Raw genomic sequence first — 13,127 nt, forward strand, 5'->3', positions numbered from 1 at the left:
AAATCTCCTAATTATTTAATTTTAAAGCTGTAATCAACATATTCATTTTTTATATTAGTTTGTAGACCAATGCTTATAAAAGTTTTTGACTTATTAAAATCCTCTATATGTAATGGAATTCCAATATCTTTTCTTGTATGATACTTTCCAGCAATCAAAATAGCCGTTTTATTAGAACTTACTAATTTATCTGCCATTCTTCTATCTTTATATTGTTGAATTTGAACAAACTTATCTATAGTTTTTGTATCATCTATTTTGTGTGATGTGTCAATTATCATATCTTTAATTTTTTCTTTAACCTGAAATGTAGTTGAAGCTTTTCCTTGTAATGGATAAGCTCCATTAAATATAGTTTGAATTTCACTTTTGCTTAAATTTCCTGCTACTAAATCTATTTTGGAATTAAATATAAATAAAACTAACCTTTTATAATAACTCTTATCCCAACTATCACTCCAATCAATTTCTTTTAATAAATTTTTATTTTCATAGCCATTGATTTTTGCATTGTCTATCTTTATTTGTTTATCAACACTCATCATTTCAAGCACAACTTCTACATCTTTTTTGCTGTTTAAAGCCTCTATAATTTTTGTTTCAACTAAAATATGTTTGTGATTGTTATGCTCTTCGCCTATTAAAACAATATCATATTTTAAAATTTCATCTATAAATTCATTAAATGATATCTCTTTGCTGGTGTTGTTGTTTATAATATTAAAAGTAATTTGTTCTAAACTATTTGGAGTATTTAAACTAGAGCAACCAAAAAACAAAAATGGAACAACTAAAAAAATGCATTTATTCATAAATAATTTCATACTCTAAAACCTGTATTCTATATTAGCTATAAATGTTCTGCCTCTTGCAGAGTTATTAAAAACAGAAATTTCATCACCAATTTGTTGTTTTGCATTTGATGAATTATATGTATATAATGCATCCATATAATCTTTATCAAAAATATTTTGAATCTCAAATTTTAAAGAAAATTGTTCGTTTGGTTTATAGGTTGCATAAAGATCATATATAGTTGGTATATTTGGCAATTTTTCTATTTTTGGGTCACCAAACAACGAATCCAAAGTAGGATTTCCTACATAATCAACCCTAGGATCAACCCTTTTTGCCTCTCCTGTGTATTTTGCTATTGTGCCTATTGTTAGTTTTTTATCAAATAATCTAAAGCCTATATCAATAGTTGCATAATCTTTTGGCAAGATACTAAATTGTGTTTGTCCACTAGAAGGACCAAACATAGAGCCTATACTTGAGCTATCGGAAAGATTCATTGAAGTTTTTTGTCTAGTATAGCTTACATTGGTATAAAAAGCTCCATTATCATAGCTAATTTCAAATTCATAGCCTTTTAGTTTGGCTTTTCCATTCATTCTAGCTGTAAATAATGTAGAATCTTTACCTGATAGTAAAAGCATTCTGTCATATATAAAATCCTCAACATCAGTGTTGTAATATACAAATTTAAATCCAAAAAAATCATTTGATTGAAATAATCCATCTTTAAAGCTATTAAACCCTATTTGCCAAGTTTTGGATTTTTCTGGTTTTAACATAGTGTTAATATCTTGATAAACACTACCTGATGTAAATAACTCTTGAACATTTATTGCCCTTGTTATTTTTGAATAACTTATAAATGGAGAAAATAGATCGTGTATATCAGCAGAAAAAACAAAAGAACTATTTAAATTTTTATCTTTTTTTGTAAAATTTCCACTCTCTTTAGGAAAACAAAATCCATTTACTTTGGCACATTCTCCTTTAAAACCTTTTGTTTTCCAATCTTGAAAATTAAAATTTGCATCAAATGTAAATATATTATATTTAAACTTATTGTTTAAATAATAGCTAATTATCTTTTGTTTTCCATCAGGAATTCCATAATCTGTTTTTAATACAGCATAATCCTTATCGCCTGTTTCTCTTTTGTATTCATTATTTAAATATCTAACTCCAAAAGTATTTGTTAATAAAATATCATTTAAAATATCTGAATTTATAGTATTTGATATATCAAAAGTTGAAGCTTTATTTTTAAAAGTCATACCATTTTCAAAACTTGCCCAAAACAGCCTTGAATCTTTGTCGTAAATTTGTTTATTATCTCCATATGCTACTAAAAATTTAATATCAATAAAATCAGAATATGGATTATATCTATAATCAAATTGATAATTATCACTTTTAATCTTTCTTTGTGCTAAATAATTATCATATTTTCTATAAGATAGTGTAGCATTGCTAGCTTCATTTTTATAATCTAATTTAAATAAATAGCTTTTAGGTTTTTGGGTTAATCTATCTGGATTAAAAGCACTATCTATATCAAAAATACCATCACCATCTATATCTTTAAGATTATCTTTTATTCTTTTGCCATTACCCATTTTATAGTTTTGTTTAATTTTTTTGCCACCATATCCAAGCAAAATTCCAAGATTAGATCCATTTTCAAAATTAACTTTTCCAGCCAAAGCCCCCATATAACTTGGTCCAACTTCATTGCTTCCATAAGAAAATTTTCCTAAAAACCCAAAGTTTTTATTTCCTCTTATAACATCATTAACATTTATTGTTTTAAAATTTGCACTGCCCATTAAACCTATAGCCGAACTACTAAAAGATCCTTTTTCAACATCAAGTCCAATTAAAAATGATGTATCAATTAATGTATTGAATGAAGAAGTTCCTATATCACTAAGAAAATTATGAACCCCGCCCTCGTCAGTTGATGTTCCATAAAAAGTTTGAGTAACTCCATCTACCATAGTATTAACCCTACCAAGACCTGTCATACTTCTAAGGTTAACAGAAATTCCACCTTGAGATTGATCAATTTGAGTGTAACTTCCCGGCAAACTTCTTACTATAGAATCTAAACTTTGTGTTTGATTACTAAAAGTATCTTTGCCTCTTATTGATACTGCGCCTGCTTTTAAAAAACTCTCATTTGATTTTTTAATTTCATCTGCTGATATATTTAATGTATCAAAATTTATTTCATTATTTTGTTTATTTAAATCCACCGCATACAAGCTAACCAAACAAATTGTTCCAATAATAAAAAATTTTAACATATTCTCGAAAACCTTATAATATTGATATTTAATATCATTATTATATAGATATTTGTATTAATTTACAATAAATATAATAAATTAGTTTATAAATACTTACTTTTTGATAAAGCAATATGTAGTTTAATTACATAATGATATATTCTCATAATTTTTTGATATAATTCTAGTAAAAAGGAAATTTTATGGGTTTAAAAAGTGATAAATGGATAAGAGAACAGAGCTTAAAAAACAAGATGATTGATCCATTTTTTGAGGAAAATGTTGGTGTTGGTGTCGTTAGTTATGGTCTTAGCAGTTATGGATATGATATAAGAGTAGCAAAAGAGTTTAAAATATTCACAAATGTTGGAGGAACTGTTGTTGATCCTAAAAATTTTGATGAAAAGAATGTGGTTGATTTTGTGGGTAATGTTTGTATAGTTCCGCCAAATTCATTTGCATTAGCAAGAACTGTTGAGTATTTTAATATGCCAAATAATGTTTTAGCAATTTGTCTTGGTAAAAGCACATATGCAAGATGTGGAATTATAGTAAATGTAACTCCTTTTGAGCCAGGATTTAAAGGGCATATTACAATTGAAATTTCAAACACAACCCCACTTCCTGCTAAAATTTATGCAAACGAAGGCATAGCACAAGTTTTATTTTTTGAAGGAGATGAACTTTGTGAGATAACATATGCTGATAAAAAAGGTAAATATCAATCACAAGAGGGCATAACTTTACCAAGAATTTTAAAGTAATGTTTAATTTTTATTAATAAATTTTGATAAAATTACAGAAAAAAGTGCATTTTAAGGTATAAGATATGAAAAATTTAATAATTGTGGAATCTCCAGCTAAAGCAAAAACTATAAAAAAATTTTTAGGGAAAGATTACGAGGTGATAGCCTCAAAAGGACACATTAGAGATCTCCCTAAAACGACCTTTGGCATAATTATAAAAGATGATAAATTTGAGCCGCAATACAGAGTTAGTACAGATCATTCAAAGATAGTAAAAGAGATAAAAGAGTTATCAAAAAAGGCAAATACAGTATATCTAGCTACTGATGAGGATAGAGAAGGTGAGGCTATCGCTTATCATATAGCTATGGCAATAGGTAAAAATCCAGAGGAACTTCCTAGAATAGTATTTCACGAAATTACCAAAAATGCTATTAAAAATGCTATTAAAAACCCTAGAAAACTTGATATATCAAGTGTAAATGCACAACAAGCAAGAAGATTACTTGATAGGATAGTTGGTTACAAACTAAGCCCTTTGCTAAACCAAAAAATTCAAAAGGGATTAAGTGCAGGAAGAGTTCAAAGCTCAGCTTTAAAAATAGTAGTTGATAAAGAAAGAGAGATTAAAGCTTTTATTCCTGTTGAATATCATAGCATTGATGCTATTTTCAAAAAAGGCTTAGATGCAGAATTTATTAAATTTCAAAATAAAAAAATGGATAAATTATCCGTAAAAACCTTTGATGAAGCAAATAAAATTTTAGATATTGTAAAAAATGAAAAATTTACTATTAGAGATATTGAAAGCAAACAAAGAAAAACTAATCCAACTCCGCCATTTATGACCTCAACGCTTCAACAAACTGCAAGCTCATCTCTTGGTTTTAGCCCTAAAAAAACTATGATGTTAGCTCAAAGTCTTTATGAGGGTGTTAATACAAAAGATGGTGGTGCTATAACATATATGAGAACTGACTCATTAAACCTCTCAAAAGAATCTCTTAGTGCAGCTAGAGATTTGATAAAAAGTAAATTTGGAGATAAATACCTACCAAAATCACCAAATTTTTATGCAACAAAGCAAAAATCCGCCCAAGAAGCCCATGAGGCAATTCGCCCAACTAATTTAAGCTTTACCCCACAAGATGCAAGTGCTATCTTGCCAAAAGATGAAGCTAGGCTTTATACTTTAATATATAATAGATTTTTAGCATCGCAAATGACGCCAAGTATTTCAGAGCTTCAAAATGTATTTATAAGTGGAGAAAAAACTGAGTTTAAAGTAAGTGGAAGAAAGGTAACTTTTGATGGTTTTTATAAGGTATATGGAGATCTTGATAAAGATAAGATACTTCCTGAGTTGAAAATTGGTCAAAACATGGAAATAGAAAAAATAAGCTCAGCTCAAAATTTCACCGAACCACCAGCTAGATATTCAGAAGCAAGCCTAATTAAAAAGCTTGAAAGTTTAGGAATAGGAAGACCATCAACCTATGCACCAACTATATCAATACTAACTGCAAGAAAATATGTAAATTTAGAAAAAAGACAACTAATCCCAACAGAGATTGCCTTTACTATTACAGAAATTTTAGAAAAACATTTTGCAAATATTGTTGATAGTGAATTTACTTCAAAAATGGAAGCTATTTTGGATGATATAGCTGAAGATAAAGCTGATTGGCAACAAATTCTTGCTGATTTTTATAACCCTTTTATGGAAAAAATTGCACTTGGAAAAGAAAATATTAAAAGTTTAAAAGTTGCAACTCCTATTGGTGAAAAATGCCCTCAATGTGGCGGAGAACTAGTTAAGAGAAAAGGAAGATATGGGGAGTTTGTAGCTTGTTTAAATTTTCCAAAATGTAAATATAGTAGAAATTTAAGTGGCGAAACAAAAGAGAAAAAAGAGGTTAAATCAATAGGCGTAAAATGCCCAGAATGTAAAGAAGGCGATATAGTTGAAAGATTTTCAAGAAGAGGTAAATTTTATGGCTGTTCTAGATATCCAAAATGTAAATTTGTAAGCAACTACGAACCAACGAACAAAGAGTGTCCTGAGTGTAAAAAAACGAATTTGGTTAAAAAAGAACTTAAAAAAGGAACTTTTTTAGAGTGTCCTGAGTGTAAATTTAAAGAGCAAATTGACTAATTATGAGTGAGATATCGATTTTAATAACTTTGGCATTTATAATATTTGCATCTCCATACATAGCAAAAATTATAAAAATTCCAACAGCACCAACAGAAATTTTACTTGGAATTTTGTTTGGAGCAATTGGGCTACTTCAAGACAACGCCTCATTTAAGGTTGTAGCCGATATAGGCTTTTACTATCTTATGTTTTTAGCAGGAACAGAGGTTAATCTTAAAGTTTTTATAACAACCAAAAGAGAAATTTTAAAAAAATCTATTTTATTTTTAGCCCTTCTTTATGTGCTCTCAACTATAGCTATTTTCACTTTTGATATAAATAAGATATTTATAATTATAACCCCTTTAATAAGTATAGGAATTCTTTCAACCCTATATAAAGAGTATGGAAAAGATGAAGAGTGGCTTAATATGGCTATGATAGTTGGCATTATAGGAGAAGTTGTAAGCATAGCTCTTCTTACTGTCTTTAGCGCTTATCTAAAATATGGCTTTGGAACTGGACTTTTTATAAACTTATCTGCACTTATAGGTTTTTTAGTTGTTACTACTTTAATATTTAATGGCTTAGAAATTCTGTTTTGGTGGTATCCAAGTGTTAAAAAAATTCTAATGCCAAGTTATGACAAAGAAGAAAAAGATATAAGACTATCAATGGCACTTTTTTGTTTTGTTATAGCAATTACTATAATGCTACATCTAAAAGTAGTTATAGGTGCTTTTATAGCAGGAACGTTTATACCTACATTTTTTGAACACAAAAAAGATCTTCCACACAAGCTTTCTAGTTTTGGATTTGGATTTTTAGTACCTATATTTTTCGTCTACATTGGCTCTACTGTAAATTTAGAAGCACTTTTAAATATAGAAATTTTAAAAAATATGATATTAATCACAATAGGTATGATAATTGTAAGACTAATAGCATCAACTATATTTATTAAAAATCTAGGATCTAAAGGTATTATACTCTTTGGCTTTTCATTATCCATACCTTTAACGCTACTTATAGCAACAGCTGCTATAGGGTATGAAACAAACTATATATCAAAAGATTTATACTACTCCTTCATATTGGCAAGTTTGTTTCAAGCTATAGTTTGCATGGTATTTATAAAAATAGTATCGGCCTTAAAATTAGATAAAAATAGTAATTAAAAATTTTCTAATAATATATTTTAATAATTTTTTTGATAATATATAAAAAACTTTAAAGGATTTGCAATGTCTAACAGCGTTACTCTTACAGATAATAGAAACGGAAAACAGTATGAATTTCCTATCCTTGACTCTACTTTGGGTCCATCTGTCATAGATATATCAAATTTCTATCCAACAACTGGAATGTTTACATTCGATAGAGGATATACCTCAACAGCAATGTGTAGATCAAAAATAACCTTTATAGATGGAGAAAAAGGGATATTAAAACATAGAGGTTATAGTATAGAATGGCTAGCTGAAAATAAGAATTTTTTAGATGTTGTATATCTTCTTTTAAATAAAAAGCTACCGACAAAAGAAGAACTTGGTAGTTTCAAGCAGGAGTTAAAAACTCGTTCATTTATAAATGAAAAAATGATAAGGCTTTTTAGTGCTTTCCCTGATAAGGCTCATCCAATGGCTGTTTTACAAGCCTGTGTAGCAACACTTAGTACATACTACTCAAGAGATATGAATTTTGATAATCCTATTGAGTATATGGAATTAGCAAAAAGACTGGTTGCTAAAATGCCAACTCTTGCAGCGTTTTATTACAGACATAGTATGGGATATCCATTGATTTATCCTGATTTAGATCGTGGATTTACTGAAAACTTTTTATATATGATGAGATCTTTTCCACATTCAAGAGTTGATTTAAAGCGCATTGAAGTAAAAGCTCTTGATAGTGTTTTAATGCTTCATGCAGACCATGAACAAAACGCTTCAACTACAACAGTTAGAACAGTTGGCTCAACTCATTCTCACCCTTATTCTTGTATAAGTGCTGGCATTGGTGCTTTGTGGGGGCATGCTCACGGAGGAGCTAATGAAGGAGTTATAAAACAACTTGAAATGATAGGTACAGTTGAGAATGTAGATAAATACATTAAAAAAGCAAAAGATAAAAATGATCCATTTAGACTAATGGGCTTTGGGCATAGGGTTTATAAAAACTATGATCCAAGAGCTAGGGTTCTTAAAAAAATGAGAGATGAACTTATAAGTGAAATTGACATCGATGAAAATTTGCTTAAAGTAGCAAATAGGATTGAAGAAATAGCTTTAAATGATGATTATTTTGTGAGTAGAAATTTATATCCTAATGTAGATTTTAACTCGGGACTTATCTTAAAAGCTTTAAAAATTCCAACTGATATGTTTGCCGTTTTATTCGTAATGGGAAGAGTTCCTGGCTGGATGGCACAATGGATGGAATTAAAAGAGCAAGATACCATTAAAATAGTTCGTCCAAGACAACTATATATAGGGCCAAAAGATAGTTTAAATGAAAATAATGAATGAACTTTTAGAATCTGCTATCCTTGCTAGTAAAAATGCTAGCAAGGAAATTTTAAACCACTATAGTAATTACAGCCTATATGCAAAAGATGACAAATCTCCGCTTACAAGTGCAGACCTAGCGGCAAATGATGAAATATTTAAGGTGCTAGAAAAAACAGATATTCCAATATGCTCAGAAGAGAGTATATTGCCTTATGAGCAAAGAGAAAAACTTGAGGAATTTTGGCTCATAGATCCACTTGATGGCACCAAAGAATTTATAGCTAAAAATGGTGAATTTTGTATTTGTATAGCGCTCATTAAAAATGGTAAACCAATTTTAGGTGTTATAAACATCCCAATTAAAGATGAAATTTATTATAGTAATGAAATTGGAAAAGTCTATAAAAATGAAAACTTACTAAATTTCTCAAGCAACTCGCCAAATTTGCACCTAACAGGAAGAAATGGTAAAAAAACTAAATCAAGTAAATTTGCAAACTATTTTAATTTAACTCAAACCAATTTAGGCTCTGCTATAAAATTTTGCAAACTAGCAAGCAATGAAGCTAGTGCTTATGCTAGATTTGGCGATTCAAGTCTTTGGGATATAGCAGCTGGGCATTTTTTAGTAAAGGCAAGCGGTGGACTTGTAATTGATTTAAAAACAAAGCAAGATCCAATTTATAATGGAAAATCTTTAATAAATAACCACTTTTTAGCATTAAATAAAAACAGTATTCATTTAAAAGATAAAATGGTTGATTATATTAAAAAATATATAGCTATTTAGTATTTTCTATATAATTTATTAAAATTCTTTGTTTCAATTAAAATAAGAAATGGAAAAATGTTCTGAATGACAAAATAGTATAGTAATCTCAAATCTACATAGTTATTTTATTAAATTTACTACTTAAGCTTCTTAGATAAAACAAAATATATATTTTAAAATTTAATGCCTTTCATTGATTCAAAAATTTTATAAAATTTACAACTTTATATATCTTTTTAAGATATAATTTGAGCTATTTATTATCTTAATACTAAAAAGGCATTTGATGAACAAATCTTTTGATCTATTCAAAAAAACACTACTTTACCAAGGTATATTCTTAATCTTAATGAGTATTTTTCGCCTTGTTTTTTTTATACATTTTCAAGAGATAGATGAGCTAAGTCTTTATATAAAAGACATCTTGCATATGTTTATTTTAGGCTTTAGGCTTGATTTAACCGTTATAGGCTATATACAAGTTATCCCCACCCTTTTAATAATCTTTGCTTATTTCGTTCCAAAATATACAAAATATGCAGAAAAAGCTGTCTTTATAGTGCTTTTTGCTCTATTTGTCATTGCTTCAATTATCCTAGCTACTGATTTTGGATTTTACTCATTTTTTAAAGAGCATTTAAATATAATGTTTTTTGGTCTTTATGAAGATGACACTAAAGCCCTGCTTGTAACACTTTGGAAAGATTATCCAGTTTTATTAATTTTAATTTTCTTTTCAATATATCTATATCTACTCTATAAATTTGGAAAATACATATTTTCTAAAAAATTTCAAAGTAAGCGCTCAATAAATCCTTTCATTTTTGCCTTTGTGTTATTAGCCTTAAATTTCATAATAATTCGCGGTAGTTTTGGAATGTTTCCTTTAGGAAAGTACCTTCCAAATGTATCTAAGCACCACTATATAAATAAAATGTCACATAATGGAATAAGAACTCTAATTGAAGCAATAAAAATTAAAAAAAGAGATACTGAAGATAAACTAGATTATGTAAATCTAGCAGGATTTAAAGATATTGATGAGGCTTTTAAAATATATAAAGATATTAATAATATAGATAAAAATAAAGATAATCTTAGCTCAATAACTTTTAAAACAAACAAAGTGGATGATGAGGATTATAATGTTGTCGTTATCATGGTTGAAAGTTTTGGTATGCCTATACTTAAGTATCAAAGTGAAAAATTTGATATCCTTGGCAAACTTAAAAAACACTTTGATAAGGATTTAGTTTTTACCAATATAGTTTCAGAAGGAGATGGAACTATAGCCTCTTTAGAATCCTTAGTTGTAAACATCCCATCTAGGCCTGATAGCTTCCCACTAGCTCAGTCAAAATATGCTCAAGTTAGTTTTGAGTTTACACCTGCTTTTTTGTTTAATAAGCAAAATTATAATACTAAATTTATATATGGCGGAGATCTCACCTGGAGAGATATTGGTATATTTTTAAATCATCAAGGATATGATGAGGTTCTTGGTAAAATAAATATCTTTAATGGTCTTGAGCAAACACTTCCAAAAGATGAGTATTTTCATGAATGGGGCGTGTATGATGAGTATCTTTATGAGTATATTTTCCAAACTCTACTAAAAACAAAAGAAAAAACTATGATAGTCGCACTTAGCACTAACAACCACCCTCCTTTTGAGATACCTAAAAACTATACTAAAAATTTAGAGTTTTCAAAAGAGCTTCAAGAGAACTTAACCTCATCATTAGAATATGCAAATAAAAGATTTACATCATATGCTTATGCTCTTGATAGCTTAGGTGGATTTTTAGATAAGTTCAAACAAAGCAAACTTAAAGATAACACAATCATAGTAGTAACTGCTGATAACAACACAGCTGAAGGTATAATGAAATATAAAGAAGACCCGTATTTTACAGCAAAAAATATCCCTATATATTTCTACCTTCCTCCAAAATTAATGAAAAAATTAAATATCGATTCAAAAGTTCCTGGTTCACAAAAAGATATCTTTCCAACTTTATATAATCTAACATTAAAAGATGAGGAATATATCTCTATTGGAGCCAATCTTTTTGATCCAAATGCAAAACACATTGGCTTTAACCGCTCTTTAATAGTTCGTGATAAAAATCAAACTTTTAAGTTAAACTCACTAAAAGATGAGTGTAAAGATGAGGCGATTTGCAACTATAAAGCAAGTATAGCTATTGCTGATTGGCTAGTAAAATATTTTGGAAATAAAGGATTATAGTTTAGCGCTATAATCCTTTTCTCTTATAAAATTTACAAATACAAATTATATTTATAAAACCACAACTTCTGTTTTAAGTCTAACTCCAAACTCTTCAAAAACTCTTTTTTGAGCAAGTTTTATAAGTTTTGTAACATCATCATAAGTTGCACCACCATAATTTATCAAAAAATTTGCATGTTTTTGACTAAATCCACATCCGCCTATTTTATAGCCTTTTAGTCCAACACTCTCTATAAGTCTAGCTGCATAATCACCCTTAGGATTTGTAAAACAAGAGCCAAAACTTGCCCCTTTTGGCTGATTTGATCTTTGTTTAAAGATTTGATCACTTAAACTTATATCAAAACCTAAATTTACTTTAAATTTAGCTTCCAAAATAACACCTGGAATTTCACTTTTTCTATATGAAAAAACTAATTCCTCTTTTTTAAATCCACCTTTGCTAGTTTTTACACTAATTAAATTATTAGAAATTTCATAGCCTTTTAAACCTGCATTCATAGTAAGAAGTCCGCCTAAAGTGCCAGGAATTCCACGTAAAAACTCAAAATTTGAAATATTGTTTTTTTTGGAAAAATTATATATAAAAGAGCTCTTAGTTGCCGCTCCTATAGTTAAAATATCATCTTTTAAACTTAAAAACTTAAACTTCTTATCTAACATACCAAGCTTTGGCGGATTTGGCGATATTAAGATATTATATCCACCGCCTATTACAACACCATCAAAATGCTCTACACTACCTTCATCTAAAATGGCAACTTCATGCTTTCCACCAACTCCAACAGAGCTAAATTTACTAAAATCAACTATCATTAACTAAACCTAAAATCCAAATATTCAACTGGAATTAAATTATCATAAATATTGATTTTTTGAGGGTAAAAACCATATTTGTACCCTAATTCAAACAAAAACTCAATTGCACTACTTTTATCTTTATTTTCATAAAACTTACCATCTTGAAATTTATTTTCTAACACTCTTTGAGACTCAATAGCATCAACCAAAGGCAAGCTTCTTCTAACGACAAAGCAACTTACAGGAAATGGTAAATTCTTTTTATTTAAACTATTCCAAATTTGATTTATATCATTTTCAACACAAAAATCATTAAAAAATTCGCCATTAAAAACAAGCCCAGCATGAACCTCATCTTCTAAAATAGCTTTTTTAATCTCTTTTTCATCCATAGTAATTATCCTAGCTTCAGAGTATTTAATCCTTAAAAGCATTGCATATATTGAATTTTCATCCTCTAATGCTAATTTAAAATTTGGCTTTAATCTTTTTTCTTTTTTTCTAATCAATTTTCCACTAGCCTCTTTTTCAAACTTTACACCACTATATATAAGTGCATATTCTTCAAAAACTAAAGGATATAATGAAAAATCAATCAAACTTATATCGTATGCAAAATCAAATATCTTTTTATTTAGATATTTTATATTTTTTTCAATATGTTTAAATTCTAAAATTTCACTATCACTAGAATCAAATTTCATATAAAAATTGCTTGCAATCTCTACAATTTTCAACTTTATACCTTTATTAGATTTAAATAAGTATAATATATCTTTACTTATCTTGAAGTAAAAATATATTAGAATCTAAAAAACACTTT

The 13,127-nt window shown here is 28.3% G+C and carries 10 protein-coding genes; 6 read left to right on the forward strand and 4 right to left on the reverse strand.

Annotated features, from left to right (window positions below; all coding sequences use genetic code 11):
- Positions 1–11: 11 nt before the first annotated feature.
- Together CBLAS_RS08460 and CBLAS_RS08465 are read right to left on the reverse strand one after the other, a co-directional pair.
- On the reverse strand, positions 12–812 hold the full coding sequence (locus CBLAS_RS08460; protein WP_157943548.1) for a ChaN family lipoprotein: 801 nt from the start codon (positions 810–812) through the stop codon (positions 12–14).
- 15 nt (positions 813–827) lie between these two features.
- Complete coding sequence (locus CBLAS_RS08465) at positions 828–3,101, reverse strand: TonB-dependent receptor domain-containing protein (protein ID WP_106869810.1); 2,274 nt, start codon at positions 3,099–3,101, stop codon at positions 828–830.
- A gap of 185 nt (positions 3,102–3,286) precedes the next feature.
- Here CBLAS_RS08465 and dcd point away from each other — a divergent pair, with 185 nt between their 5' ends.
- The 6 genes from dcd (at position 3,287) to CBLAS_RS08495 (ending at position 11,500) form a co-directional block, all read left to right on the forward strand.
- On the forward strand, positions 3,287–3,847 hold the full coding sequence (gene dcd, locus CBLAS_RS08470) for a dCTP deaminase (RefSeq protein WP_106869808.1): 561 nt from the start codon (positions 3,287–3,289) through the stop codon (positions 3,845–3,847).
- 65 nt (positions 3,848–3,912) lie between these two features.
- Positions 3,913–5,985 (forward strand): type I DNA topoisomerase, encoded by a 2,073-nt coding sequence (gene topA / locus CBLAS_RS08475; RefSeq protein ID WP_106869806.1) that lies wholly within the window; start codon positions 3,913–3,915, stop codon positions 5,983–5,985.
- Between the two features lie 2 nt (positions 5,986–5,987).
- Positions 5,988–7,145 carry a cation:proton antiporter gene (locus CBLAS_RS08480; RefSeq protein WP_106869804.1) on the forward strand — a complete coding sequence of 386 codons (1,158 nt, stop codon included), beginning with the start codon at positions 5,988–5,990 and terminating at the stop codon, positions 7,143–7,145.
- A 66-nt stretch (positions 7,146–7,211) separates the two neighbouring features.
- Complete coding sequence (locus CBLAS_RS08485) at positions 7,212–8,495, forward strand: citrate synthase (protein WP_106869802.1); 1,284 nt, start codon at positions 7,212–7,214, stop codon at positions 8,493–8,495.
- Positions 8,479–9,267 (forward strand): 3'(2'),5'-bisphosphate nucleotidase CysQ family protein, encoded by a 789-nt coding sequence (locus CBLAS_RS08490; RefSeq protein WP_241517562.1) that lies wholly within the window; start codon positions 8,479–8,481, stop codon positions 9,265–9,267. The genes CBLAS_RS08485 and CBLAS_RS08490 overlap by 17 nt, the downstream gene beginning before the upstream one ends.
- Before the next feature lie 268 nt (positions 9,268–9,535).
- Positions 9,536–11,500 (forward strand): LTA synthase family protein, encoded by a 1,965-nt coding sequence (locus CBLAS_RS08495; RefSeq protein WP_106869800.1) that lies wholly within the window; start codon positions 9,536–9,538, stop codon positions 11,498–11,500.
- 51 nt (positions 11,501–11,551) lie between these two features.
- On the opposite strand, the gene CBLAS_RS08500 is transcribed toward CBLAS_RS08495, so the two are convergent.
- Both CBLAS_RS08500 and CBLAS_RS08505 read right to left on the reverse strand, forming a co-directional pair.
- Complete coding sequence (locus CBLAS_RS08500) at positions 11,552–12,319, reverse strand: UDP-N-acetylmuramate dehydrogenase (protein WP_106869798.1); 768 nt, start codon at positions 12,317–12,319, stop codon at positions 11,552–11,554.
- Positions 12,319–13,041 (reverse strand): MqnA/MqnD/SBP family protein, encoded by a 723-nt coding sequence (locus tag CBLAS_RS08505; RefSeq protein ID WP_106869796.1) that lies wholly within the window; start codon positions 13,039–13,041, stop codon positions 12,319–12,321. Before CBLAS_RS08505 ends, CBLAS_RS08500 begins: the two co-directional genes overlap by 1 nt.
- Positions 13,042–13,127: the final 86 nt, after the last annotated feature.

The sequence above is a fragment of the Campylobacter blaseri genome, assembly GCF_013201895.1.
Classification (GTDB): domain Bacteria; phylum Campylobacterota; class Campylobacteria; order Campylobacterales; family Campylobacteraceae; genus Campylobacter_B; species Campylobacter_B blaseri.